25 protein-coding genes and 2 tRNA genes are annotated in these 23,498 nt (G+C 72.7%); 15 read left to right on the forward strand and 12 right to left on the reverse strand.

Annotation, left to right across the window (positions count from 1 at the left end):
- Positions 1-615: 615 nt before the first annotated feature.
- Positions 616-1,401 carry a GntR family transcriptional regulator gene (locus ASD48_RS26940; RefSeq protein WP_057604283.1) on the forward strand — a complete coding sequence of 262 codons (786 nt, stop codon included), beginning with the start codon at positions 616-618 and terminating at the stop codon, positions 1,399-1,401.
- Between the two features lie 41 nt (positions 1,402-1,442).
- Here ASD48_RS26940 and ASD48_RS26945 read toward each other — a convergent pair whose 3' ends face one another.
- The 5 genes from ASD48_RS26945 to ASD48_RS26965 all read right to left on the reverse strand — a co-directional run bounded on the left by ASD48_RS26945 (position 1,443) and on the right by ASD48_RS26965 (position 5,429).
- Positions 1,443-2,201 carry an SDR family NAD(P)-dependent oxidoreductase gene (locus tag ASD48_RS26945; protein ID WP_057604284.1) on the reverse strand — a complete coding sequence of 253 codons (759 nt, stop codon included), beginning with the start codon at positions 2,199-2,201 and terminating at the stop codon, positions 1,443-1,445.
- A gap of 2 nt (positions 2,202-2,203) precedes the next feature.
- Entirely contained in the window at positions 2,204-3,382 is a 1,179-nt protein-coding gene (locus ASD48_RS26950; protein ID WP_057604383.1) for an acyl-CoA dehydrogenase family protein, read from the reverse strand.
- Positions 3,383-3,507: 125 nt separating this feature from the next.
- Complete coding sequence (locus ASD48_RS26955; protein ID WP_057604285.1) at positions 3,508-4,080, reverse strand: TetR/AcrR family transcriptional regulator; 573 nt, start codon at positions 4,078-4,080, stop codon at positions 3,508-3,510.
- A 102-nt stretch (positions 4,081-4,182) separates the two neighbouring features.
- Positions 4,183-5,169: an aldo/keto reductase gene (locus ASD48_RS26960; RefSeq protein ID WP_057604286.1), complete on the reverse strand. Its 987-nt coding sequence runs from the start codon at positions 5,167-5,169 to the stop codon at positions 4,183-4,185.
- A 183-nt stretch (positions 5,170-5,352) separates the two neighbouring features.
- Positions 5,353-5,429 (reverse strand) — tRNA-Pro (locus tag ASD48_RS26965).
- A gap of 100 nt (positions 5,430-5,529) precedes the next feature.
- Between ASD48_RS26965 and ASD48_RS26970 the strand changes: the two genes are divergently transcribed.
- The 3 genes from ASD48_RS26970 to ASD48_RS26980 are packed head-to-tail and all read left to right on the forward strand — an operon-like array spanning position 5,530 to position 9,024.
- Positions 5,530-6,060, forward strand: a complete 531-nt coding sequence (locus ASD48_RS26970) for a DUF309 domain-containing protein (protein ID WP_057604287.1) — start codon at positions 5,530-5,532, stop codon at positions 6,058-6,060.
- A 42-nt stretch (positions 6,061-6,102) separates the two neighbouring features.
- On the forward strand, positions 6,103-6,876 hold the full coding sequence (gene cobF, locus ASD48_RS26975; RefSeq protein WP_057604288.1) for a precorrin-6A synthase (deacetylating): 774 nt from the start codon (positions 6,103-6,105) through the stop codon (positions 6,874-6,876).
- 60 nt (positions 6,877-6,936) lie between these two features.
- A complete protein-coding gene (locus ASD48_RS26980) occupies positions 6,937-9,024 on the forward strand; it encodes an MDR family MFS transporter (RefSeq protein ID WP_057604289.1) in 2,088 nt (695 codons plus the stop codon).
- 24 nt (positions 9,025-9,048) lie between these two features.
- On the opposite strand, the gene ASD48_RS26985 is transcribed toward ASD48_RS26980, so the two are convergent.
- Both ASD48_RS26985 and ASD48_RS26990 read right to left on the reverse strand, forming a co-directional pair.
- Positions 9,049-9,822 (reverse strand): sulfite exporter TauE/SafE family protein, encoded by a 774-nt coding sequence (locus tag ASD48_RS26985; protein WP_057604290.1) that lies wholly within the window; start codon positions 9,820-9,822, stop codon positions 9,049-9,051.
- A 190-nt stretch (positions 9,823-10,012) separates the two neighbouring features.
- The gene (locus ASD48_RS26990) at positions 10,013-11,200 is read right to left on the reverse strand and encodes an acetyl-CoA C-acyltransferase (RefSeq protein WP_057604291.1); all 1,188 of its coding nucleotides are present in this window, start codon (positions 11,198-11,200) and stop codon (positions 10,013-10,015) included.
- A 103-nt stretch (positions 11,201-11,303) separates the two neighbouring features.
- Between ASD48_RS26990 and ASD48_RS26995 the strand changes: the two genes are divergently transcribed.
- The 4 genes from ASD48_RS26995 to ASD48_RS27010 all read left to right on the forward strand — a co-directional run bounded on the left by ASD48_RS26995 (position 11,304) and on the right by ASD48_RS27010 (position 13,293).
- Positions 11,304-12,104: an alpha/beta hydrolase gene (locus tag ASD48_RS26995; protein ID WP_057604292.1), complete on the forward strand. Its 801-nt coding sequence runs from the start codon at positions 11,304-11,306 to the stop codon at positions 12,102-12,104.
- 55 nt (positions 12,105-12,159) lie between these two features.
- Positions 12,160-12,417 carry a WhiB family transcriptional regulator gene (locus tag ASD48_RS27000; RefSeq protein ID WP_057604293.1) on the forward strand — a complete coding sequence of 86 codons (258 nt, stop codon included), beginning with the start codon at positions 12,160-12,162 and terminating at the stop codon, positions 12,415-12,417.
- A complete protein-coding gene (locus ASD48_RS27005) occupies positions 12,414-12,896 on the forward strand; it encodes a DNA starvation/stationary phase protection protein (RefSeq protein WP_057604294.1) in 483 nt (160 codons plus the stop codon). Before ASD48_RS27000 ends, ASD48_RS27005 begins: the two co-directional genes overlap by 4 nt.
- 64 nt (positions 12,897-12,960) lie before the next feature.
- On the forward strand, positions 12,961-13,293 hold the full coding sequence (locus ASD48_RS27010) for a DUF3140 domain-containing protein (RefSeq protein WP_057604295.1): 333 nt from the start codon (positions 12,961-12,963) through the stop codon (positions 13,291-13,293).
- Between the two features lie 43 nt (positions 13,294-13,336).
- Here ASD48_RS27010 and ASD48_RS27015 read toward each other — a convergent pair whose 3' ends face one another.
- Complete coding sequence (locus ASD48_RS27015) at positions 13,337-14,581, reverse strand: amidohydrolase (RefSeq protein WP_057604296.1); 1,245 nt, start codon at positions 14,579-14,581, stop codon at positions 13,337-13,339.
- A gap of 275 nt (positions 14,582-14,856) precedes the next feature.
- Complete coding sequence (locus ASD48_RS27020; RefSeq protein WP_057604297.1) at positions 14,857-15,711, reverse strand: Cof-type HAD-IIB family hydrolase; 855 nt, start codon at positions 15,709-15,711, stop codon at positions 14,857-14,859.
- Positions 15,712-15,832: 121 nt separating this feature from the next.
- Here ASD48_RS27020 and ASD48_RS27025 point away from each other — a divergent pair, with 121 nt between their 5' ends.
- From ASD48_RS27025 to murJ, 6 genes are all read left to right on the forward strand, one after another.
- Positions 15,833-16,624: an SAM-dependent methyltransferase gene (locus ASD48_RS27025; RefSeq protein ID WP_199875968.1), complete on the forward strand. Its 792-nt coding sequence runs from the start codon at positions 15,833-15,835 to the stop codon at positions 16,622-16,624.
- A gap of 43 nt (positions 16,625-16,667) precedes the next feature.
- The gene (locus ASD48_RS27030) at positions 16,668-18,071 is read left to right on the forward strand and encodes a glutamine synthetase family protein (protein ID WP_057604299.1); all 1,404 of its coding nucleotides are present in this window, start codon (positions 16,668-16,670) and stop codon (positions 18,069-18,071) included.
- A 1-nt stretch (position 18,072) separates the two neighbouring features.
- Positions 18,073-19,236 carry an amidohydrolase family protein gene (locus ASD48_RS27035; protein ID WP_057604300.1) on the forward strand — a complete coding sequence of 388 codons (1,164 nt, stop codon included), beginning with the start codon at positions 18,073-18,075 and terminating at the stop codon, positions 19,234-19,236.
- Between the two features lie 15 nt (positions 19,237-19,251).
- Entirely contained in the window at positions 19,252-19,791 is a 540-nt protein-coding gene (locus tag ASD48_RS27040; RefSeq protein WP_107104401.1) for an NUDIX hydrolase family protein, read from the forward strand.
- 2 nt (positions 19,792-19,793) lie between these two features.
- The gene (locus ASD48_RS27045) at positions 19,794-20,219 is read left to right on the forward strand and encodes a (2Fe-2S) ferredoxin domain-containing protein (protein ID WP_242432735.1); all 426 of its coding nucleotides are present in this window, start codon (positions 19,794-19,796) and stop codon (positions 20,217-20,219) included.
- 150 nt (positions 20,220-20,369) lie between these two features.
- On the forward strand, positions 20,370-21,953 hold the full coding sequence (murJ, locus tag ASD48_RS27050; RefSeq protein ID WP_242432742.1) for a murein biosynthesis integral membrane protein MurJ: 1,584 nt from the start codon (positions 20,370-20,372) through the stop codon (positions 21,951-21,953).
- Here murJ and ASD48_RS27055 read toward each other — a convergent pair.
- Positions 21,859-22,614 carry a sigma-70 family RNA polymerase sigma factor gene (locus ASD48_RS27055; protein ID WP_057604303.1) on the reverse strand — a complete coding sequence of 252 codons (756 nt, stop codon included), beginning with the start codon at positions 22,612-22,614 and terminating at the stop codon, positions 21,859-21,861. The genes murJ and ASD48_RS27055 overlap by 95 nt on opposite strands.
- Positions 22,615-22,828: 214 nt before the next feature.
- Here ASD48_RS27055 and ASD48_RS44420 point away from each other — a divergent pair, with 214 nt between their 5' ends.
- Positions 22,829-22,975 (forward strand): hypothetical protein, encoded by a 147-nt coding sequence (locus ASD48_RS44420; RefSeq protein WP_157880702.1) that lies wholly within the window; start codon positions 22,829-22,831, stop codon positions 22,973-22,975.
- Here the strand turns inward: ASD48_RS44420 and ASD48_RS27060 are convergent.
- Together ASD48_RS27060 and ASD48_RS27065 are read right to left on the reverse strand one after the other, a co-directional pair.
- A tRNA-Pro gene (locus tag ASD48_RS27060) sits at positions 22,938-23,014 on the reverse strand. The genes ASD48_RS44420 and ASD48_RS27060 overlap by 38 nt on opposite strands.
- Positions 23,015-23,122: 108 nt before the next feature.
- The gene (locus ASD48_RS27065) at positions 23,123-23,482 is read right to left on the reverse strand and encodes an MmcQ/YjbR family DNA-binding protein (protein ID WP_057604304.1); all 360 of its coding nucleotides are present in this window, start codon (positions 23,480-23,482) and stop codon (positions 23,123-23,125) included.
- Between the last annotated feature and the right edge of the window lie 16 nt (positions 23,483-23,498).

The following is a 23,498-nucleotide window of genomic DNA, read 5'->3' on the forward strand; positions in this document are numbered from 1 at the left end:
TGCACCTCACTGTGCGACGGAGAAAAACGACGGGAAAAGGGGAGGCGATCGCGAAGATCCGGGGCCCGTTTCTACTCAGATTGGGGCCATGGGGCCGGGTCCGCGACTGTTCAGGTGTCTCGGACCCGGCGTGCGCTGTTGATGCCGGATCCAATCCCTTGCCGGGCTCACTGTCAATACTTTGTTAAGACATCATTTCACAAGCAGGTCCGAATGTAAGTACAAACTCTTGACAGCGCGGGTCCCCTGGACCTACACCTGGGAGACGCCAGGCCCACGATCACCACGATCACCGTGAGGAGCGTCGCACATGGCCGAGCCGGCCCAGCCACGGGACGTGATCACGACGGGTCGTACCGGGATCGATCTCTACCCCTTGCGACCGGACGTACCCCTCACGTGGTCGAAGACGTTCGAAAAGGACCGTGTCGCCTTCGCCCGGCGGGAGTTGACCCCGTTGAACGGGACCGGGACCGGGACGGGGACCGGCGACCGGACGGCGGGACTTGCCGTCACCGGCCGACGACCCGGCCGACCCCGCCGGCCCGGCTGATCAGCTCCGCCCGCTCCCGGCAGCGCTCCACCCGACCCCACCGACCCCGAGGAGGTGCCCCGATGGCGAAGACCGGCGACCGATCCCGTGCCGTGCCCGGCTCCGCGCTCGACCTGCTGCATTTCGCCCTGGACCGCACCAGCCCCGTGCCGCTCTACTACCAGCTCGCCCAGCAGCTGGAGGCGGCGATCGAACAGGGAGCGCTCGCCCCGGGCAACCTCCTCGGCAACGAGATCGACCTGTCGACCCGCCTCGGGCTGTCCCGCCCGACGGTCCGCCAGGCCATCCAGTCCCTGGTCGACAAGGGACTCCTGGTGCGCCGGCGGGGAGTGGGCACCCAGGTCGTGCACAGTCAGGTGAAACGGCCGCTGGAACTGAGCAGCCTCTACGACGACCTGGAGGCGGCCGGACAGGGACCCACCACCCATGTCGTCCGCAACGAACCCGTGCCGGCGACCGCCGACGTGGCCGCCGCGCTCGGCGTCCCGGAGGGCAGCGAGGTGGCCCTTCTGGAGCGGCTGCGCGCCACGCACGGACAGCCGGTGGCGTTCCTGTGCAACTACCTGCCCCCGGCCCTCCTGGAACTCGACACGGAACGCCTGGAGTCGACCGGCCTGTACCGGCTGCTGCGTTCGGCGGGCATCACCCTGCACAGCGCCCGCCAGACCATCGGCGCCCGCTCGGCCAGCGCCGAGGAGGCCGAGCTGCTGGCCGAGAAGAAGGGGGCGGCCCTGCTGACCATGCAGCGCACGGCGTACGACGACACCGGCCGGCCGGTCGAGTACGGGACGCACATCTACCGCGCGTCCCGTTACGCGTTCGACTTCCAGCTGCTGGTCAGGCCCTGAGGTCGGCGCTCAGGCCAAGAGCGCCGAGGACTCGCGGTGACCTACCTCGGGGCCATCCGCAGCGCGCCGTCCATGCGGATCGTCTCGCCGTTGAGGTAGTCGTGGTCGACGATCGCCAGGGCCAGCCGGGCGTACTCCTCGGGCCGGGCCAGGCGGCGCGGGAAGGGCACGCCCTCGGCGAGCGAGGCGCGGAACTCCTCCGACACCGTCGCCAGCATCGGCGTCTCCACGATGCCCGGGGCGATGGTGCACACCCGGATCCCGTACTGCGCGAGGTCGCGGGCGGCGGGCAGGGTCAGGCCGACCACCCCGCCCTTGGAGGACGCGTAGGCGGCCTGGCCGATCTGCCCGTCGTACGCGGCGATGGAGGCGGTGTTGACGATGACGCCCCGCTGGCCGTTCGCGTCGGCCTCGGTCGCGGCGATGGCCTCCGAGGCGAGCGCGAGCACGTTGAAGGTGCCGATCAGGTTGATCTGGATCACCTTGGCGTACAGGCCGAGATCGTGGACGCCCTTCCTGCCGAGGATCCGCGCGGACGGGCCGATACCGGCGCAGTTGACGACCGTGCGCAGCGGGACACCGGAGCCCGCCGCGACGGCGACGGCGGCGCCGACCTGGTCGGGGTCGGTGACGTCGGCGGGGACATAGGTCACGCCGGGCACCTCGGGTGCCTTGTCGATGCCGTCCTTGAGGTCGAGGGCGAAGACCTGGGCGCCGCCCTCGGCGAGGGCCTTCGCGGTGGCCGCGCCGAGGCCGGACGCACCGCCGGTGACAAGGGCGGCGGTGTTCTCGAGCTGCATCATCACTCCTTGCCGAGGACGGTGAGCACACCGCCCTCGTCACGGTCCAGCGCACGGGAGATGATCATGCGCTGGATCTGGTTGGTTCCTTCGAAGATCTGCATGACCTTGGCCTCGCGCATATAGCGCTCCACCGGGAAGTCGCGGGTGTATCCGTACCCCCCGAGGACCTGCACGGCGTCCGTGGTCACCTTCATGGCATTGTCCGTGGCCACGAGTTTGGCGATCGACGCCTCCCGTGTGAAGGGCAGGCCGAGATCCTTCAACCGGGCGGCGGACAGGGCGGTGGCCCGGGCCGACTCGATCGCGGCGCCCATGTCGGCGAGCACGAACGCCAGCCCCTGGTGCTCGATGATCGGCTTGCCGAAGGTCTCCCGCTCCCGCGCGTAGCGCACCGCGTGGTCGAGGGCCCCCTGGGCGAGGCCGGTGGCGACGGCCGAGATGCCGAGGCGGCCGCAGTCGAGGGAGGCGAGCGCGATCTTCAGCCCCTGCCCCTCCTGCCCGATCCGGCGCCCGACGGGCACCCGGACGTTCTCCAGCCGCATGGTCGCGGTCGCCGAGCCCGTCAGGCCCATCTTCCGCTCCGGCGGGTCGGCGCTGAGTCCCGGGGTGCCGGCCGGGATCAGGAAGCAGGAGATGCCGCGCGCCCGGTCGTCCGAGGTGCGGGCCATGACCGTGTAGAAGTCGGCGTAACCGCCGTGCGTGGTCCAGGCCTTGGTGCCGTTGAGGACATACTCGTCGCCGTCGCGGACCGCGCGGGTGAGCATGGCCGCCGGGTCGGATCCCGCGTGCGGCTCGGACAGGCAGTACGCGCCGAGCAGCTCGCCGCCCAGCATGTCGGGCAGCCACTCGCGCCGCTGCTCCTCGGTGCCGAAGCGGGCCAGCGGGAAGCAGGACAGGGCGTGCACGGAGATGCCGACGGCGACGCTCGACCAGACCGCGGCGACCTCCTCCAGCACCTGGAGGTAGACCTCGTACGGCTGGGCAGCCCCGCCGTCCTCCTCGGCGAAGGGCAGCCCGAGCAGGCCGCTGCGCCCGAGGACGCGGAAGACGTCCCGTGGGAACGCCCCGTCCGCCTCCGCGTCGGCGACCCGGGGTGCGAGTTCCTTGGCGGCGAGGGTGCGCGTGAGCTGGATGAGCTCGACGGCTTCCTCGGTCGGCAGGGCACGAGTGGCAGGCATGGTGACCTCCACGTAGGAGTACCGGTGAGTACTGGAAGTGATACTGGAGTGCGTACGAGCGTATCATTCACAGTACGGCAGGAGGACGGCGTCCGGCATCCGGCAACGGTCGGAAAGTGTTCGCCTCAGGAGGAGACGGCGTGCACGATGAGCGACGCGAGCTGTTCGTAGGCCTCCGCGTCGGTCAGCCCGGTACGGGTCTTGAGCTCGCCCTGCTGGATCTGGCGCATGGTCGCGGCGGCCACCTCGCCGACGAACGCGGTGTGCACCTCGCGGAAGGCGCCGTCCGAGACACCCTCGGCGATCAGCCGGCGCACCCGCTCCGCGGCCATCCGCGTGTTGGCCTCGTACACCTCGCGGGCGGGCGGGAAGTCCGCCACGTCGTCGAGGAACCGGCGCGAGAGCGGGCGCAGCTGTTCGGCCACGGCGGTCAGATACGCGCGGACCCGGTCCGAGGGGTCGACGGTCTGCGCCACCCGCTTCTCGACCGCCTCGGTGGCCCCGCGGAAGTAGTGCTTCACCGCCTCCACGACCAGCCCCTGCTTGCTGCGGGCGAGCTGGTACAGGGTCGTCTTGGAGCAGCGCAGCCGCTCGGCGAGGTCGTCCAGGGTGAGGTCCGAGAACCCCTCCGCCGTCAGGAGCGCGACGAGGCGTTCGAGCAGGTCGGCCTGCCGGGCGGTACGGCGGTTGGACGGCATGATCTCAGCGTAGCCTCCCCCTCGCTCCCGGGGCGCCCTCCGCGGGGCGCCCCGGTCGTACCCGGTCCTCCCCCGGTCGGGTGTCCGGTCGGCGTCGGATCGTCAGTGCGCGCTGTCCAGCCGCGAGCGCTGCTCCTCGGTCAGTTCCAGGTCGACGGCGGCCAGGTTCTCCTCCAGTTGCGCCACCGACGACGCCCCGGCCAGCGGGACGATCGGCGGTTCCCCGCCCAACTGCCAGGCCAGCACGACCTGGTTGACGCTCGCGCCGGTCTCGCGGGCGACCTCGCGCAGCACGGTGAGCCGGGCCGGGGTGCCCGGGTGGTCGTAGTCCGGCGGCAGGGGTTTGTCCTGCCTCACGTAGGCGCCGGCGAGCAGGGGCGAGTAGGCGACCAGCGTCAGGCCGGGCTCGGCCCGCAGGTAGCCGAGGAGTTCGGCGCCTGCGTGACCGAGGCTGCCGTCCGGGAAGAGCTCGCCGGGGATGTCGGAGCGCGGGCGCAGATGACTGTGCTGGTACTGGAGCACCTCGTAGCCGGGCAGACCCGCCGCGGCGGCGAGGGCGCGGGCCCGCTCCACCCGCCACACCGCCTGGTTGCTCACCCCGAGCAGCCCCACCGTGCCCTCCGCGACGAGTTCCGCGAAGCCCTCGACCGTCTCGCGCTGCGGGACGGCGTGGTCGTCGATGTGGGCGTAGAGCAGGTCCAGTTTCTCGACGCCGAGCCTCTCCCGGCTGCGTTCGGCGGACTCGCGGATCACCTTCGCCGACAGGCCCTCCGGGTTGTCCGTGTAGCCGGTGCCCGGTGCCAGCGGCCGGGCGCCGAGTTTGGTCGCGACGACGATCTCGCGGCCGATGCCCCGACTGCGCCGCCACCGGCCGAGCAGTTCCTCGCTCTGGCCGCCCTGGCCGCCGTCGACCCAGAAGGCGTAGTTGTCGGACGTGTCGACGAAGTTCCCGCCCGCCTCGACGTACCGGTCGAGAATCGCGAAGGACGTCGCCTCGTCCGTCACCGACCCGAACAGCATCGCCCCGAGCGCGAGCACACTGACCTCGCGCCGGGTGGCCGGGTCGGCGCCTATCGTGCGGTACTTCATGCTGAAGCCTCCCGTTCGGCCGGTGTTCTCCGGCCCGAGCGGGAGTCTTCCGCTTGAAGTGCGCTTGAGGGCAAGGGCTTTTCCCCGGCCGCGAGGGCGGCCGACGGGACCTGAGAGGTGCCCCGAACGCACCGAAGCCGCCTTCTCGATGACGAGAAAGCGGCTTCCGACCTGCCGTGAAGCTGGTCGGGACGACAGGATTTGAACCTGCGACCCCTTGACCCCCAGTCAAGTGCGCTACCAAGCTGCGCCACGTCCCGGTGCGCTTCGCACGGTGTTCGCCGTGTGATCGCGCGAACAGCACTTTACCCCACACCGGGCGGTGCGCCGTAGAGGGCCCGGGCGCGGGACAATCGACGTATGGACCGTTGGGACAGCACAGGAGGTACGAGCGGCGGCCGGCCCGCCGGGCCCCGGGACCGGGACGGCGAGGGGCGGGCGCGCAACGCCCGGCCGCGGGACGGGCTCGGCCGGCCCCTGCCGTACGGCGCACCCGGTGTGGAGCGGCAGCCCGAGGGCGTCGTCCGCACCCCGGAGGCGACCGTCACCGAGGCGCAGGCCCTGCTGGACGCCGGGAAGCCGTTCCACGCGCACGAGGTCTTCGAGGACGCCTGGAAGGCGGGCCCGGAGTCGGAGCGCACCCTGTGGCGCGGGCTCGCGCAGCTCGCGGTGGGTCTGACGCACGCCGCCCGGGGCAACCTCACGGGCGGGGCGCGGCTGCTGCGGCGCGGGGCCGGGGCGGTGCGGGAGTGGGCGGCCGCAGCGGGGCAGGAACGGCCGTACGGGATGGATCTCGCCGCTCTGGCCCGCTGGGCGCGGGAGCTGGCGGACACCGTGGAGCGGACCGGCGCCGCCGTGGACGCGCGGGCCCGGGCGCCCCGGCTGCGCTGACCCGGCCCGGTCACGGCCGGTGGCGTACGGCAGACTCGTGGCGTGCGAAAGATTCATGTCATCGGTATCGGCGCGGGCGACCCCGACCAGCTGACCCTCCAGGCGGTCCGGGCGCTGCGCAGCACGGACGTCTTCTTCGTCCTGGACAAGGGCGAGGTGAAGAGCGACCTGACGCGGTTGCGCCACGACATGCTCGACACGCACCTGCCGGACGGCGGCTACCGGGTGGTCGAGGCGCGGGACCCGGAGCGGGACCGCCGGGCCGGCGGCGCGGCCTACTCCCCCGCCGTCGGCGACTGGCGCAGCGCCCGCGCCGGGATCTACGAGCGGCTGATCACCGAGGAACTCGGCGAGGAGCAGAGCGGCGCGTTCCTGGTCTGGGGCGATCCGGCGCTCTACGACAGCACGCTGGCCATCCTCCAGGAGGTGCTGGCGCGGGGCGCGGTGACCTTCGAGTACGACGTCGTCCCCGGCATCAGCAGCGTCTCGGCTCTCGTCGCCCGGCACCGCACGGGCCTGAACCGGGTGGCGCGTCCGGTGCAGATCACGACGGGCCGGCGGCTCGCCGAGGGCTTTCCGGACGGGGTGGACGACGTGGTGGTGATGCTGGACGCCCACCAGACCTTCCGGCAGTACGCCGAGGAGGACGTCGACATCTACTGGGGCGCCTACATCGGGACCCCGGACGAGATCCTCGTCTCCGGTCCGATCGCCGAGGCCGGACCACGCATCGAGCGGCTGCGCGCCGAGGCACGCGAGCGCAAGGGCTGGATCATGGACACCTATCTGCTGCGCCGCAACCCGGGGCGCGCGTAACCTCCCCCGGGCGGCCCGTCCCCGGGTGCGCGGCGGGGGTGCCGGTGTGATCGTGACCTCGTGACCGTCTCCGAGGAAACCGCTCCGGCCGCCGCCCAGCCGCCCGTCCTGGACCCGCGGCGACGGAACATCGTCTTCGGGACGATCGTGCTGGGGATGCTGCTGGCGGCGCTGGACCAGACGATCGTGGGCACGGCGCTGCCGACGATCGTGTCGGACCTCGGCGGGGCCGCGCACATGTCGTGGGTGGTCACCTCGTACCTCCTCGCGGAGACCGTCGCGACCGTGCTGGTCGGCAAGTTCGGTGACCTGTTCGGCCGCAAGGTGGTCTTCCAGGTCTCGGCGATCGTGTTCATCACGGGCTCGTTCCTGTGCGGCCTGGCGACGAACATGTCGCTGCTGATCGCCTGGCGGGCCATGCAGGGGATCGGCGCCGGCGGCCTGATGGTGACGGCGATGGCGCTGATCGCCGATGTCATCCCGCTGCGCGAGCGGGGCAAGTACCAGGGCGCGATCGGGGCGGTGTTCGGCGTGGCCACCGTCATCGGACCGCTGCTGGGCGGGCTGTTCACCGACCATCTGTCCTGGCGGTGGGCGTTCTACGTCAACGTGCCCATCGCGATCGTCGTCGTCTTCGCGGCCGCCCGCACCATCCCGGTGGTGAAGTCGGCGGTCCGGCCGGTCATCGACTACCTGGGCATCGCGCTGGTCGCGGTCGGCGCGAGCGCGCTCATCCTGGCCACGAGCTGGGGCGGCAACGAGTACGCGTGGGACTCGGGCGTCATCATCGGCCTGTTCGCGGGCGGTGCCGTCGCGCTCGCCCTCTTCTGCCTGGTCGAGACACGGGCGCGGCAACCCATGCTTCCCATGCGGCTGTTCGGCAACCCGGTCTTCTCCGTGTGCTCGATCCTCAGCTTCATCGTCGGCTTCGCGATGCTCGGCGCGCTGACCTATCTGCCGACCTACCTCCAGTACGTCGACGGCGACTCGGCCACCGTCTCCGGTGTGCGCACGCTGCCCATGGTGCTCGGTCTGCTCATCGCGTCGGTCTTCAGCGGGAACGTGGTCAGCAAGACCGGGCAGTACCGTCTCTTCCCGATCGTCGGCTCGCTGGTGATGGGCGTCGGCCTGTATCTGATGTCCCTGATGGGGCCCGGCACGGGGGCGTGGCTGGAATCGCTGTACATGTTCGTGCTCGGCACCGGCATCGGCCTGTGCATGCAGGTGCTCACGATCGCCGTGCAGAACACCGTCGAGTACGCCGACCTGGGCACCGCCACCTCCGGTGTCACCTTCTTCCGCACGCTCGGCAGCTCGTTCGGCACGGCCGTCTTCGGCACCCTCTACACCAACTCCCTCACCCCGAACCTGGAGGACGGCATCGGGGCCGCCACGACGGCGGCGGCGGGCAGCGTCGACACGGCGACCATCGCCAAGGCGGCGACCAGCCCGGAGGGCCTGCACCGACTGCCCTCCGACATCGCCGACCCGATCGTCCACGCCTACGCGGACACGCTCCAGACGGTGTTCCTGTGGACGGTGCCGGTCGCGGCCGCCGGTTTCGTCGTCGCCCTGTTCCTGAAGCAGGTGGAGCTGCGCGACAGCGCGCGGATGAGCTCCACCGACATGGGAGAGGGCTTCGGCCAGCCGTCCGGCGCGGACTCCCGGCGGGTGCTGGAGGCTTCCGTCGCGAAGATCATCGGCGGTACGGACGCGGACACCGCGCGCCGGATCGTCGAGAGCTCCGACACCCGCCTGGACGTGGCCGGGGCCTGGGCGGTGATGCAGGTCGAGCTGTTCGACCGGATGGTCGGCCACACGAGCCTCGGGCTCGTCGCCGCCCGTCGGCATCTGCCGCCGGAGGTGCTGCTGCCGGTGTTCGACCGGATGGTCGACGAGGGATATCTGACCCGCCACGGCTCCCTGCTGTCGCACACGGAGGCGGGCGCGCGCGAGGCCGGGGTGATCACCCACGCGTGGGGCGAGTGGCTGGAGGAGCGGGTGGCGCAGGACATCGGGCGTCCGGCGGGCGGCGACCTGCGGGCGGCGGTGGACACCATCGCCAAGCGGCTCCTGGTCGAGGATCTCAACGAGGGCCTGCCCCGACGCCGTCCGGAGCCGGAGCCGGCGGCCGTCGCGGCGCCCTGAGGACCGGCTGTCCGGGCCGTACGGCTAGCGCAGCAGGAGCTGGAGGCCGCCCACCACGGTCGCCGCGATCACCAGTCGCTCGAAGAGCCGCTGGTCGATGCGGGGCACGGCCCACTTGCCGAGCAGCGCGCCGGGGACGACGAACGCGACGAGTGCCGCGTCCAGGAGGAGCGAGCGACCGTCGATGAGTCCGAGGCTCGCGCTGAACGGCACCTTCGAGACGTTGACGATGAGGAAGAAGAAGGCGGAGGTGCCGAGAAAGCCGAGTTTGCGGAAGCCGGCCGAGAGCAGGTACATCGACATCACCGGCCCGCCCGCGTTGGCGACCATGGTGGTGAAGCCGCCGAGGACGCCGTAGGAGCGGGCCTTGAGGCGGCCGGACCGGGTGGCCACGGTGTCGGGTCCGCCGTCCGCGTCGGCCGTGCGGCGCCGCCACACCGTGACGCCCGCCATCAGCAGCAGGATCGCGCCGATCGAGGTGCGCACCGCCTCGTCGTCGGCCCACACCAGGAAGACCGTCCCGACGACCACGCCGGCCGCGACCGCCGGGAACAGCCGCCACAGGGTGGGCCAGTGGGCGTGCCGCCGGTAGGTGAGGACGGCGAGGACGTCGCCGGCGATCAGGATCGGCAGCAGGACCCCCGTGGAGGCGCGGGCGGGCAGGATCGCCGCGAAGATCGCGAGACTGACCGTGTTGGCCCCGCTGACGGCCGTCTTGGAGAAGCCGACGAGCAGGGCCGCGAGGGCCAGCGCCACGAACTCCCAGCCGGTGATGTGCCACAAGTTCATCGTGTTCATGCGGAGACCGATGCTACGCACACCTACCGGACGGCCCGAAGCCGTCTCGCCTGGTGGCCGGTCCCGCCCCGCCGGCCGCCGACCGGGCGGTCCCCGGCCGACGGCGTCAGCGCCGTTCAGCGCCTGCCGGTACCGCTCGTCCCGCCCGTGCCACGCCCGCCGCCCGTGCCGCCCGTGCCGCCCGTGCCGCTCAGTGCCTCTCCACGAGTACCGCGCTGCCCTGTCCGACGCCCACGCACATCGTGGCCAGTCCGCGCTCCGCCCCCGTGCGGCGCATGCGGTGCAGGAGGGTGGTGAGGATGCGGGCACCCGAGCCGCCGAGCGGGTGGCCGAGGGCGATCGCACCGCCGCTGGGGTTGACCCGGCCGGGGTCGATGCCGAGCTGGTCGACGCAGGCGAGTACCTGGGCGGCGAACGCCTCGTTGAACTCGGCCTCCTGGACGTCGTCGACGCTCCAGCCGGCCCGGGCCAGCACCTTGCGGGTGGCGGGGACCGGGCCGATGCCCATCACGTCGGGGTGGACGCCCGCGGAGCCGCCCGCGACATACCGGCCCAGGGACTCCAGCCCCAGTTCCTCGAGCACCTCCTCGCTGACGAGGAGGAGCCCGGCGGCGCCGTCGTTCATGGGTGAGGCGTTGCCCGCGGTGACCGTGCCGCCCTCGCGGAAGACGGGCTTCAGCTTCGCGAGCTTCTCCGGCGAGGTGTCCTCGCGGATGCCCTCGTCGGCGTCGACGACCACGCCGTCGGGGCGCCGTACGGGCAGGAGCTCGTCGTCGAAGTGGCCGTCCTTGCGGGCCAGCGCCGCCAGTCGGTGGCTGCGCAGGGCGAACGCGTCCTGGCGCTCGCGCGTGATGCCGTACCGCGTGGCGACCTCCTCGGCGGTCTCTCCCATGGCGAGCAGGCCGTGCAGCTCCTTCATGGCGGGGTTGACCAGGCGCCAGCCGAGCCGGGTGTCGACGGTCTCGACCCGGTGCGGGAGGGCCTCGTCGGGGCGGGCCAGGACGAAGGGGGCGCGGCTCATCGACTCGGAGCCGCCCGCCAGCACGATGTCGGCCTCGCCCGCGGCGATCGTGCGGGCCGCGGTCGTGACGGCCTCGAGCCCGGAGGCGCACAGCCGGTTCACCGTGGCGCCGGGCACGGTCTCGGGGAGTCCGGCGAGCAGGGCGGCCATCCGGGCGACGTTGCGGTTGTCCTCACCCGCCTGGTTCGCGGCGCCCCAGTAGACGTCGTCGATACGGGCCGGATCGAGCGCGGGCACCCCCGCGACCAGGCCGCGGATGACGGTGGCGGCGAGGTCGTCGGGCCGCACGCAGGACAGGGCTCCGCGCAGTCTGCCGACGGGGGTGCGGCGGGCGGCCGCGAAGTGGACGGGACGCACGTCAGGACTCCTTGATTAACACTGCTAGTTTTTCGACTGTAGACCCCGGCCCGACCCCCTGGGAAGATCCCCGCAGGCCTTCGCCGACGCAGCTGGAGGAGCGATGACCGAACACGTCCTCACCGGGACCCGCGGCACGATCGTCGTGCACGAGTGGTCCGCTCCGCGGCCCCGCCGGATCGCGCTGGTGGTGCACGGCTACGGCGAGCACGCCGGCCGCTACGGGGAACTCGCCGACGTCCTGACCCGGCACGGCGCGGCCGTCTTCGCCCCCGACCACATGGGGCACGGAAGGTCGGCGGGCGAGCGCGTGGCGATCGAGGACTTCGAGGACGTGGTCACCGATGTGCACACCGTGGCGCGGCTGGCCCGCGCCGCGCACCCGGACCTCCCGCTGATCGTGATCGGGCACTCCATGGGCGGACTCGTCGCGGCCCGGTACGCCCAGCGGTACGGCGGGACACTCGCCGCGCTCGTGCTGTCCGGCCCGGTGATCGGCGACTGGGAGCTGCCCGGCCGGCTGCTGGCGTACGAGGAGATCCCCGACCTGCCCGTCTCGCCCGCCGCCCTCTCCCGCGACCCCTCGGTGGGCGCTGCCTACGCGGCGGACGGGCTGGTCTGGCACGGGCCGATGAAGCGGCCGACGCTGGAGGCGTTCGTACGGACCCTGCGGACCGTGGCCGAGGGCGGCGACATCGGGCCGCTGCCCCTGCTGTGGCTGCACGGGGACGACGACCGGCTGGTCCCGCTGCCCGGCAGCCGGACCGGCGTCGAGCGGCTGAGCGGCGGCACCCAGACCGAGCGGATCTACCCGGGGGCCCGGCACGAGGTCTTCAACGAGACGAACCGCGCCGAGGTGTTCGCGGACGTGACGCGTTTCCTCGACGGTGTGCCCGCCTCCTGAGACGGCACCAGGATGCGGCTGTTTGCGGTGGTGTGACCGGGGCACCCGCGCCTGCATGGAGTGGTTGCGCAGTGCCGCCTGTGTGGGCGAGGACCCTGAGCTGTTCTTCCCCGTGGGCACGAGCGGACCCGCCCTGCGCGACACCGCGGCGGCCAAACGCGTCTGCGCCCGCTGCACGGTGCGCGCCGAGTGCCTGTCGTACGCGTTCGCGATCGGACGGACGTCGGGTGTGTGGGGCGGGACCGGCGAGGAGGAACGCGCGGAACTGCTCCGTACCGCCAGACACGACGCGACGACGAGGAGCACCGCATGACTGTCGTGAAGAGCCCCCTGCCCGAACCGGCCCGCCAGGTCACCTTCGACGCGTTGCAGACCACCCTCGTGGATCTCCTCGGTCTCTCCCTGATCGGGAAGCAGGCGCACTGGAACATCGTGGGGCCCCGGTTCCGCTCGATACACCTCCAGCTCGACGAGGTGGTCTCGACGGCCCGTACGTACGCCGACACGGTCGCGGAGCGCGCCGCGGCGCTGGGCCTGCCGCCCGACGGCCGCCCGGAGACGATCGCCTCGGCGTTCACCCTCCCCTCCCCCAAGGACGGCTGGCTGCGCGACGAGGACGTCGTCCAGGTGATCGCGGAGACACTGGGGGCGGCCATCGCACGCCTGCGGGAGCGGATCACGACGACCGAACAGGCCGATCCGGTCACCCAGGACCTGCTCATCGGCATCACCGCCGAGCTGGAGAAGCAGCGGTGGATGTTCGAGGCGGAGAACTGGCCGCGCGAGCACTGATCCGGGCAGGGACCCGAGCACTGATCCACGCGGAGAGCGGAACAGAGGGAGCGGACCACCCGCCATGACCGACGCACTCGAACTCGACGCGCTGTGGGAGGACTTCCACCGCGCGGTGAACATGACCTCGCAGGAGCTGGCCGCCTGGCTGCGGGTGCGGGACGCCGACGAGAACGCCGAGCCGCTGCCCGAGGAGGCGGGAACCTCCACCGGGCGGCAGGTGCTGGCGATCCTCCAGAAACGGCGCACCGACCTGACCGACGACGACGTCCGCGTGATGTACCGGGTCGTGGACACGGTCACCGCGCAGACGGACCCGGAGAACGAGCCCAGGGCCGAGGACACCCGCGGGCGCCATCGTCTGATGACGATCGGCCACGATCCGCTCAAGCCCTGAGGGCCCGCTCGGGCCGCACGGGGCGCCACAGGCCGCCCACGCCTCAGCCGGTGAGCCGGGAGAGCGCCGCCGACACCAGCGTGCGCACTCCCGGCACCAGCACGGACGGGTCCGGCGCGAACAACGGGCTGTGGTTGCCCGGCACTCCCGCGAACTTCTCCCGCAGCTCCTCCCCCGGCGCCGCCTCCCACACGGGCTCCGGGGTCGAGGTCACGTACCAGTAGTCGTACGGCACGCCCGCCGGGGCGAGCAGGGAGAAGTCCTCACTGCCCAGTGCCTGCCCGAAGTCGAACACCGTGTGCTCGCCGAAGAGTTCACGGTGCACGGCGGCGATCTCCCCGTCCAGGACCGCGTCGTTGACGGTGTTCGGGCAGCCCGCGTGGACCGTGACCTCGGGCGGGACCGGACACCCCGCGGCGGCGCACTCCCCCTCCACGACCCGCCGGATCGCGGCGAGGACCCGCTCGCGCACCCGGCTGTCCCGGGTGCGCACGTTCAGCGCGAGCCGGGCCTCGGCGGGGATGATGTTGGCACTCGTACCGGCGTGGAAACTCCCCACCGTCAGCACCACCGGCTCGGTCGCCGCCACCTCGCGCGCGACCACGGTCTGCAGCCTGGTGACGATGTACGCGGCCGTGACGACCGGGTCGACCGTCGACTCGGGCCGCGAACCGTGCCCGCCGACACCGTGCACGACGACGTCGACGTCGTCCGAGGCCGACAGCGTCAGGCCGGGGGTGTGCGGGTAGAGACCGGCGAGTCCCGGCGCCACGTGCTGGCCGAACAGCACGTCCGGGCGCGGAAAGCGGGCGTGGATCCCGTCGGCGACCATCGCCCGGGCGCCGCCCCCGGCCTCCTCCGCGGGCTGCCCGACCACGACGAGCGTCCCGGACCAGGTCTCCCGGGCGGCGGCGAGCGTCTCGGCGGCGGCCGCCAGCCACGTGACGTGCAGGTCGTGGCCGCAGGCGTGCATCAGCCCGTCGACGGTCGAGGCGTAAGGCAGCCCCGTCGCCTCCCGCACGGGCAGCGCGTCCATGTCGCCGCGCAGCCACACCACCGGCCCGTCGCCGTTCTCGAGCACCCCGACGACGCCGGTGCGGGCCACCCCCTCCGTCACCGCGTACCCGGCCCCGCGCAGCCGCAGGGCCAGCTTCCCGGCGGTGCGGTGCTCCTGGAAGGACAGCTCGGGATGGCGGTGCAGATCCTCGTAGAAGCCCGCCAGCCGGCCGGGTTCGAGTCCCGAGGTGATCTCGCGGGTCAGGCGGGCGACTACGGCCGGTTCGGTCATACCGCGCAGCCTAGGAGAGCGGTCGGGCCGGCCGCAGCCGACGGGCGCGATCGGCCGGTCGGCGGGACCGTCCGCCGCCGTGGGCCGGGAAGGCGTACGGCCCCTCGCCCGCAGCCCCGGCCGGCCAGGACGTCGGGGCCGCGGCACACGACCCGCTCGCGATCACGGGCGGGTCGCGGCGCGGAGGCGGCGGACCGCGCGTCGGCCTGATCCGGCCGGATCAGGCCCCCTGCTGCACACCTTCGCCGGGACCGTCAGCGGCACCGTCCGCGGCGTCAGAGGTCCAGCAGGCGCCTGACGGTGCGCAGTACCCCGTTGTCGTTGTTGGACGGCGCGAGGTGGCGGGCCCGGCGGACGACCTCCGGGTGGGCGTTGGCCATGGCGAACGACCAGTCGGCGGCGTCCAGCATCTCCAGGTCGTTGAGATAGTCGCCGAACACCATGGTCTGCGCCGGTGTGATGCCCAGCTCGCGCTGGAGGGCGCGCAGCGCGGCGCCCTTGTTCGCGGTGCGGTTCATGACGTCGACCCAGTGTTCGCCGGAGACGACGACCTGGTGGGTGCCCGCGAAGGGCGCGAGCGCCGGTGCGGTGGTCCTCTCGACGGACGCGAAGTCGAAGAGGGCGACCTTGATGATGTCGTCGTCGACGGCGGTGACGTCCTCGACGACCCGGTGCCGCACGTAGTAGCGGCCCACCTCGGCCAGGAACGCCTCGTCGGCCCGCTCGACGTAGGCGGACCGCTTCCCGCAGACGACGGCGCCCACGTCGACGCCGTCGGCGGTCAGCCCGCGCACGGTCTGCATCACCCGCGCGACCACGCCCGGCGCGAGCGGATCGGAGCTCAGCTCCTCCCCGTCGCGCACCACGTAGGTGCCGTTCTCCGCTATGAACACCATGCCGTCGGCGACCTCGGCGAACTCCGCGGCCAGGGTGGCGTACTGGCGCCCGCTCGCCGGGGTGAACAGCACCCCGCGCTCGCGCAGCCGCGCCAGGGTCTCCCACAGGCCCTCGGGGATCTTCTTGTCGTCGTCGAGCAGCGTGCCGTCCATGTCGGTGACGACCAGCCGGATGTCGACGGGACCCGCCGGGGACGCGGACGCGGTCGGGCGGGGGGCGTGCGAGTAGGGCATGGCCTGCTTCCTGGACGGGATCACCGGATTTTCACCCTACCGGGGACAACGGTGATCATCCGGCGGCACAATGGCGGACGGAGGCCCGTGACGCGGGCAGGACGTGAGAAGGGGCTCTCGGGTGAGCGGGTCGGCACGGCTGGACACCAGCGTCGCGCACAACGCGCGGGTGTGGAACTACTGGATCGGCGGCAAGGACAACTACGAGGTCGACCAGCGGGTCGGCGAACACGTCGCCGGGATGTTCCCGCTCATCCGGGAGATCGCGCGCGCGGACCGCTGGTTCCTGGGACAGGCGGTGCGGTTCCTCGCCGAGGAGCGCGGGGTGCGGCAGTTCCTCGACATCGGCACCGGACTGCCGACGGCCGACAACACCCACGAGATCGCGCAGCGCGTCGCGCCCGAGTCGCGGATCGTGTACGTCGACAACGACCCGATCGTGCTGGCGCACGCCCGTACGCTGCTGACCGGCACCGCCGAGGGCGTCACCGACTACATCGACGCCGATGTGCACGACCCGGCCCAGATCCTCGAACGCGCGGCGGGCACCCTGGACTTCACCCGCCCGGTCGCGGTGATGATGCTGGGCATCCTGAACTTCGTCCTGGACTTCGACGCGGCCCGGGACATCGTCCGCAAGGTCATGGCCGACGTCCCCTCGGGCAGCTTCCTGGTGCTGACGCACCCCACCCACGACAGCGAGGTGGGCGGCGAGGGCCAGATCCCGGCGATGAAGTTCTGGAACGAGAACGCCACCCCGCCGATCACCGCACGGGGCGGCAAGGAGATCGCCGCGTTCTTCGAGGGCCTGGAGCTGCTGGAGCCGGGCCTGGTGTCCTGCTCGCGGTGGCGCGGCGAGGCCGACTCCCTCGCGGTGGTGCCGCAGTACGGCGCGGTGGCCGTGAAACCCTGACGGACGTACGGCACGCACCGGACGTACCGACCGTGGAGGACGTATGACCACCCTTGCCGATCCCGTCCCCGGCGGGCGTCCCGGAGAGGTCGAGCGGGCCGGGGCGCTCGCCGGCGAGCTGTCGGAGAGAGGCGTGCACGGGATCGTCCTGGCGTATGTCGACACGGCGGGCATCGGCCGGGTGAAGACGATCCCCACGGCCGGGCTGGCCTCGGCGGTCGCCTGGGGCGTCGGGATGTCGCCGGTGTTCGACACGTTCCTGGCGAACGACCACATCGTCGCGACGGACGTGCTGGGCTCCCCGGACGGCGATCTGCGCCTGTACCCGGACCTCGACCGGCTGGTGGCCCTGGCCGCGCAGCCCGGCTGGGCCTGGGCGCCGGTCGACCGCGTCACCCAGGACGGGGAGCGGCACCCCGGCTGCTCCCGCACCTTTCTGCGGCGCGTCGTCGCGCGGGCGGCCCGCGAGCACGGTCTCGACTTCAAGGCGGCCATCGAGATCGAGTGGGCGGTCGGCCTGGACTCGGCGCCCGCGGGCGAGTTCGTCCCGGCGGCCGCGGGACCGGCGTACGGCGCGACCCGGCAGGTCGAGCTGAGCGAGTACACCGTCGAGCTGCTGGCCGCGTGCGCGGCGCAGGGCGTGGCCGTCGACCAGATCCATCCGGAGTACGCGCCCGGTCAGTTCGAGATCTCGGTGGGCGCGCTCGACCCGGTGGCGGCGGCCGACCGCAGCGTCCTCGTCCGCCAGACGATCCGCGCGCTGGCCCGGCGCCACGGCCTGCGGGTGTCCTTCTCCCCCGCCGTCGTGGCGGAAGGCGTCGGCAACGGCGGGCACGTCCATCTCTCCGCCTGGCGGGACGGCACGAACCTGCACGCGGGCGGAGTGCGGCGGCACGGCATGACGGCCGACGCGGAGGCGTTCACGGCCGGAGTGCTGGCCCGGCTGCCGGCCCTCACGGCGGTGACCGCGCCCAGCCCGGCAAGCCATCTGCGCCTCAAACCGTCCCAGTGGGCCGGGGTGTTCACCGCCTGGGGCCTGGAGACCCGCGAGTGCGCGCTGCGTCTGGTGCGCGGTACGGCGGGCCGCCGCGCCGAGCAGGCGAATCTGGAGGTCAAGCCGGTCGACCTGGCCGCCAACCCGTACCTCGCCCTCGGCTGCCTGATCGCCGCCGGGCTGTCCGGGCTCGCGTCGGGCGCCGTCCTGCCCGAGGAGACGCACGGGGACCCGGCCCGGCTCGGTGCCGGGGAGGCCGCGGCCCGGGGCGTGCGCCGGCTGCCGGCCTCGCTGGCCGCGGCGCTCGCCGAGTTCCGCGGGGACGAGGTGCTGCGCACCGCGCTCGGCCCGGTCCTCGCCGACGCGGTGAGCGCCGTACGGCAGGGCGAGATCGACGCCGTCGACGGACTCGACGACGAGCGGGTGGCCGCGGCCTACCGCTGGAAGTACTGACATGACCGGCGGACCGGTCCACGAGGCCCTCGCCGAGCTGGAGCTGGTGGATCACCACTGCCACGGCGTGGTCGTCGACCCCCTGGACCGGCCGGGCTTCGAGGCCCTGCTCACCGAGGGCGACCGGTGGCCGGGCGTGTCGGCCTTCGACACCCCCGCCGGGGTGGCCGTGCGCCGCCACTGCGCGCCGCTGCTCGACCTGGAGCGGCACGCCCCGGCCGACGTCTACCTGGCCCGGCGCGCCGAACTGGGTCCGCGGGAGGTGAACCGGCGGTTCCTCGGCGCCGCCCGGACCGGCGTGTTCTGCGTCGACACCGGGTTCGCCCCGCACCGCATCACCACGCCCGCCGAGCTGGCGGCGGCCGCCGCGGCCGGCGGTCCGGCGGTCGCCCACGAGCCGGCGGTCGCCCACGAGGTCGTCCGGCTGGAAGCCGTCGCGGAGGCCGTGGTCACGCGGGGTGTCGAGGCCGACGGGTACTCCGACGCGTTCCGGGCGGCGGCCCTGGACGCGGTGCGGCGGCCGGGCGTGGTGGCGGTCAAGTCGGTGGCCGCGTACCGGACCGGCTTCGATTTCGACCCGGCCCGGCCCTCGGACGCCGAGGTCACCCGGGCCGCCCGGCGCTGGACGGCGGGCGGCGGACGGCTGACGGACCCGGTGCTGGTCCGGCACCTGTTGTGGACGGCCGTCGACGTGGGGCTCCCCCTCCAACTGCACACCGGCTTCGGCGACAACGACATCCGGCTGCACCGGGTGGACCCGAGCCTTCTCACGGACTGGCTGCACCTGACGGCGGGCACCGTCCCGGTCATGCTGCTGCACTGCTGGCCCTATCAGCGCCAGGCCGCCTATCTGGCCGCGGTGTTCGAGCAGGTCTACCTGGATGTGGGGCTCACCCTGCATCATGTGGGTCCCCCACGAGCGCGGGCGGTCCTGGAGGAGGCGCTGGAGATCACACCGTTCCGCAAACTGCTGTACAGCTCGGACGCCTATGGTGTGGCGGAGTTCTACGGGCTCGGCGCGCTGGCGTTCCGCAGGGGACTGGGGGATCTGCTCCAGGACCGGGTGGACGCCGACGAACTGGGCCTGTCCGACGCGCTGCGCCTGGCGCGCTGGGCCGGAGCCGACAACGCCCGCCGGGTCTACCGGCTTCCCGACGGACACTGAAAGTATGATCAAGCAATGTCTGACTTGACCGAAACCACGCCGGGTTGGCTGAGCTCCGACGAGCTCGAGATGACGCGCGCCCGTATGCCGATCCTGTACGTCGAGGCCGTGCCCGTGCGCGTCGACGACAGCGGCGAAGTCACCAGCGTCGGCCTGCTGCTGCGGATGGGACCGGAAGGCACGGTCAGCCGCACCCTGGTCTCCGGCCGGGTCCTGCATCACGAGCGCGTCCGCGACGCCCTGTTGCGCCACCTGGAGAAGGACCTCGGTCCGGTGGCGCTGCCCCGCGTTCCGACCTCGCTCCAGCCGTTCACGGTGGCCGAGTACTTCCCCACGCAGGGCGTCACGCCGTACCACGACCCCCGTCAGCACGCGGTGTCGCTGGCCTACATCGTGCCGGTGACCGGCGACTGCCGTCCCCGCCAGGACGCGCTGGACCTGGTGTGGTTCAGCCCGCAGGAGGCCGCCTCGCTCGCGGTGCAGAGCGAGATGGCGGGCGGACACGGGTTCCTGCTGCGGCAGGCCCTGGCCCACGTCGGCCTCTCGGCCTCCTGAGCGTGATCCCCGCCCCGGCCGGCCGTCGTGCCCTGGTGGGCGCCGCCCGCAGTCGTCCCTGCACCCTCGTGGTGTGCAGGGGCTGCTGCTGCGGCGACGCCGGCAAACACCCCGGCTACGACCACGCCTGGCAGCTGGAGCGGCTGCGGGCGGCCGCCGCCGACTCCGCCGGTGCCTTCGAGGTCCGGACGACCGACTGCCTGGGCCCCTGCGACCAGGCCAACGTGATCGTCGTGCAGCCCTCGGCCGGTGGACGCCGGGCCGGCGGCCGGGCCACCTGGGTCGGCTTCGCCATGGACGACGACTGCACGGACGAGATCCTGACCTGGGCCGCGGCGGGCGGCCCGGGGATCGCGGCGCCGCCGGTCACGCTGGAGCTCCAGTTCATCAGCCCGCCGCGCGGGGAGCGGGTACGCAGCCGCCGGTGACTCCCGTGCCCGCCAACCGCCCTGGCGAGCAAGGCGGTTGGGGCTCGCGGAGCACGTCTGGCGTAGGTTGGCCCGATGGGGGCGACAGCACAGCGGCAGTCCGGGGAACACCAGATCCGCAAGGGCGGGGCGGCGCGCTCGTCGGTGCTGATGGCCCTGGGCACGATCGTCTCCCGGGCGACGGGGCTGATCCGCCAGGTCCTGCAGGCCGCCGCCCTGGGCACCGGCCTGCTGGCCAGTACCTACAACACCGCGAACACCGTGCCGACCAGCCTCTACACCCTGCTGATCGGCGGTGCGCTGAACGCCGTGCTGGTGCCGCAGCTGGTACGGGCGAGGGCGACCCACCCGGACGGCGGACGGGCCTACGAGCAGCGGCTCGTCACCCTGGTCGTGTCCGTCCTCGCCGCGGGGACGGCGCTGGCGGTGTGGGCGGCCCCGCAGATCGTCTCGCTGTACATGCGCGACACCCCGGACAACCACGAGGCGTACCGCCTCACCGTGGTCTTCGCCCGGTTCCTGCTCCCGCAGATCTTCTTCTACGGCCTGTTCAACATCTACGGACAGGTGCTCAACGCCCGCGAGCGGTTCGGCGCGATGATGTGGACGCCGGTCCTCAACAACGTCGTGCTGCTGGGCATGTTCGGCGCCTACCTCGGCCTGATGACCGTGCCGGCGGAGGTCGGGGACATCACCGACGCCCAGGTCCGGCTGCTGGGCGTCGGGACGACGGCCGGCATCGCGGTGCAGGCCCTCGCGCTGGTCCCGTTCGCGCGGGCCGCCGGGTTCCGCTTCCGCCCGCGGTTCGACTGGCGCGGCTCGGGCCTCGGATCCGGTGTGCACGCCGCCAAGTGGACCCTGCTGCTCGTTTTGACGAACCTCGTCTCGCTGACCGTGGTGACCAACTACGCCACCACGGTCGACCAGAGGCTGCCGGACGCCGGCGCGGGCTACACGGCGTACATGTACGCGCAGACCATCTGGATGCTGCCGCAGTCGGTGGTCACCGTCTCCCTGGTGACCGCGCTGCTGCCGCGCATGAGCCGCGCCGTGGCCCGGGGGCGCGTCGCGGACGTGCGCGCCGATCTGTCGCGCGGGCTGCGGGTGAGCGGGGTCGTCATCGTCCCGGCCGCGTTCCTGTTCCTGGCCCTCGGTCCGCGGATCGCCACGCTGCTGTTCGCGCACGGCGCGGCCGACGCGGCCTCCGCGCAGCCGCTCGGCCACATGCTCCAGGCGTTCGGACTCGGCCTGATCCCGTTCTCCGCGCAGTACCTCCTCCTGCGCGGCTTCTACGCCTTCGAGGACACCCGCACACCGTTCTTCATGGCGCTCTGGATCGCGGCGGTGAACATCACTCTGGCCACCGGCTGCCGGCTGCTGCTGCCCGACCGCTGGGCGGTGACCGGGATGGCCGGGGCCTACGCGCTGTCCTACCTCGCGGGGCTGGCCCTCACCGCGCGCCGGCTGCGCGGCCGGACCGGCGGGCGTCTGGACGACGGCGCGCTGCGGCGCACGTACACCAAGCTGCTGGTGGCAGCGGGCCTCGCCGCCGTCGCGGGGTGGGCGGCCGACGGCGCGTGCGCGGCCGCGCTGGGCGGCGGCACGGTGTCGACCGCGACCGCCCTCGCGGCGGGCTCCCTCACCCTGGTCCTGGTCTATCTCGGTCTCCTCCGGCTGACGAAGGTAGACGAGCTGCGGGGCCCTCGGGGACTGCGGGGGTCGCGGGAGCCGTAGGGTCGCCCGTCTCGGTGAGCAGGCCGGCCAGCGCGGCACGGGCCCGGGCCACCCGCGAGCGGACGGTGCCGACCGGGCAGCCGCTCACCTCGGCCGCCTCCGCGTAGGGCAGCCCCAGCAGCTGGGTCAGCACGAACGCCTCCCGCCGGTCCTGCGGCAGCGCGGCCAGCAGATCCCGCAGGACGACACCGTCGTCGAAGCCGGGCAGTCCGCGTGGCTGGGCCAGTTCGACGGCCGTCTGCCAGTCCGTCCGGTCCGACAGGCGCGGCCGGGCTGCCGCGGACCGGAAGCTGTCCGTCACCGCCCGGCGCGCGATGGACAGCAGCCAGGCCCGCGCCGAGGAACGTCCCTCGAACCGGTGCAGGCCGCTCAGCGCCCGCAGGAACGTGTCCTGCGCCAGATCGTCCGCCGCCTGCGGGTCGGCGCTCAGATGGGCCACGTACCGCAGGACGTCGTGATGCAGGGCGCGCACGAACGCCTCGACGGCCGTCGCGTCCCCGCCCCGCGCGGCCAGCGCCAGCGCGGTCGTCGACTCGTCGGCCGGTGCCGCCTTGCCGGCCCGCTTCGCGCGTCCGGCGCCGTGCGGTGTGCGGTGCCTCCCGGCCTTGACGGTGTCCGGGAGTCTGCGGTGCTTGTCGGCCTTGCCGTGCCCTGCGGTCATGGCGCCTCATCCTGGCAGCGGGCCGCGGGGCGTCACCGGGGGTTAAGCGAATCCACAGCCGGCCCGGCCGACTCACAGGCCGGGACGGCGCGCACACGTCACCTTCGTCAGGTCGGGGCCGTCGGGTCGGGGGCTGTCAGATCGGGGGCGGGGGGCGCGCGAGACACGTCATCGCGTCCCACCCCGTCCCGGCTCGTCGCTCCACATGAGCCGCGTGGAAAACGTGGACCGCGTGAACCGCGCGAACGACGTGAACCGGGTGGAAAACGACGAAGGCCGCTTCCACACATTCGTGGAAACGACCTTCCGACCTGCGATGAAGCTGGTCGGGACGACAGGATTTGAACCTGCGACCCCTTGACCCCCAGTCAAGTGCGCTACCAAGCTGCGCCACGTCCCGTTGCCCGCCTGACCTGGGCTTTCCCCTGGCCGAACACGCATGGAAACCATACCGCACTCGGGTCGATGGTCGCGCACCCGTTTCCCGCGCCCCGGCCACCGGGCACCGTCAGTCCCCCGGGGCCGCCCCCAGCTCCGGGTACGCGTCGAGCAGCCGCGTCGGGGCCGCCTGACGCCACGAGTCGGCCAGGATGTCCCGCAGCTCGTCCTCGTCCTCCAGGGCGGCGAGGCGGGCCCGCACCCAGGCGAACTGCGCCTCGTGGTCGGCGATCCAGAACTTCCCCGGCTCGGCGAGCACCAGTTCGTCGCGCTCCTCCTTGGGGCAGCGCACGGCGAGGGAGGTCTCCTCCTCGGGCAGGGTGGCGAACATCTTCCCCGCGACCCGGAAGGTGGGCATGTTCCAGGAGATCTTCTCCGTGGTGTCCGGCAGGGACAGGGCGATACGGCGTACGTCTTCGGCGTCCGGCATGCTCCGCACCGTAGCC

This window comes from Streptomyces sp. Root1310 (assembly GCF_001426425.1).
Taxonomy (GTDB): domain Bacteria; phylum Actinomycetota; class Actinomycetes; order Streptomycetales; family Streptomycetaceae; genus Streptomyces.

Coding starts and splice junctions, on each gene's coding strand:
- ASD48_RS26985 (WP_057604290.1), bottom strand. CDS start 9,822: ATGAACACGATGAACTTGTGGCACATCACCGGCTGGGAGTTCGTGGCG.
- ASD48_RS27065 (WP_057604304.1), bottom strand. CDS start 23,482: ATGCCGGACGCCGAAGACGTACGCCGTATCGCCCTGTCCCTGCCGGAC.
- ASD48_RS27010 (WP_057604295.1), top strand. CDS start 12,961: ATGACCGACGCACTCGAACTCGACGCGCTGTGGGAGGACTTCCACCGC.
- ASD48_RS26955 (WP_057604285.1), bottom strand. CDS start 4,080: ATGCCGTCCAACCGCCGTACCGCCCGGCAGGCCGACCTGCTCGAACGC.
- ASD48_RS26970 (WP_057604287.1), top strand. CDS start 5,530: ATGGACCGTTGGGACAGCACAGGAGGTACGAGCGGCGGCCGGCCCGCC.
- ASD48_RS26995 (WP_057604292.1), top strand. CDS start 11,304: ATGACCGAACACGTCCTCACCGGGACCCGCGGCACGATCGTCGTGCAC.
- ASD48_RS27000 (WP_057604293.1), top strand. CDS start 12,160: ATGGAGTGGTTGCGCAGTGCCGCCTGTGTGGGCGAGGACCCTGAGCTG.
- ASD48_RS26945 (WP_057604284.1), bottom strand. CDS start 2,201: ATGCAGCTCGAGAACACCGCCGCCCTTGTCACCGGCGGTGCGTCCGGC.
- ASD48_RS27035 (WP_057604300.1), top strand. CDS start 18,073: ATGACCGGCGGACCGGTCCACGAGGCCCTCGCCGAGCTGGAGCTGGTG.
- ASD48_RS27015 (WP_057604296.1), bottom strand. CDS start 14,581: ATGACCGAACCGGCCGTAGTCGCCCGCCTGACCCGCGAGATCACCTCG.
- ASD48_RS26940 (WP_057604283.1), top strand. CDS start 616: ATGGCGAAGACCGGCGACCGATCCCGTGCCGTGCCCGGCTCCGCGCTC.
- ASD48_RS27005 (WP_057604294.1), top strand. CDS start 12,414: ATGACTGTCGTGAAGAGCCCCCTGCCCGAACCGGCCCGCCAGGTCACC.
- ASD48_RS27055 (WP_057604303.1), bottom strand. CDS start 22,614: ATGACCGCAGGGCACGGCAAGGCCGACAAGCACCGCAGACTCCCGGAC.
- ASD48_RS27040 (WP_107104401.1), top strand. CDS start 19,252: ATGTCTGACTTGACCGAAACCACGCCGGGTTGGCTGAGCTCCGACGAG.
- ASD48_RS27030 (WP_057604299.1), top strand. CDS start 16,668: ATGACCACCCTTGCCGATCCCGTCCCCGGCGGGCGTCCCGGAGAGGTC.
- ASD48_RS26950 (WP_057604383.1), bottom strand. CDS start 3,382: ATGCCTGCCACTCGTGCCCTGCCGACCGAGGAAGCCGTCGAGCTCATC.
- murJ (WP_242432742.1), top strand. CDS start 20,370: ATGGCCCTGGGCACGATCGTCTCCCGGGCGACGGGGCTGATCCGCCAG.
- ASD48_RS26960 (WP_057604286.1), bottom strand. CDS start 5,169: ATGAAGTACCGCACGATAGGCGCCGACCCGGCCACCCGGCGCGAGGTC.
- ASD48_RS27020 (WP_057604297.1), bottom strand. CDS start 15,711: ATGCCCTACTCGCACGCCCCCCGCCCGACCGCGTCCGCGTCCCCGGCG.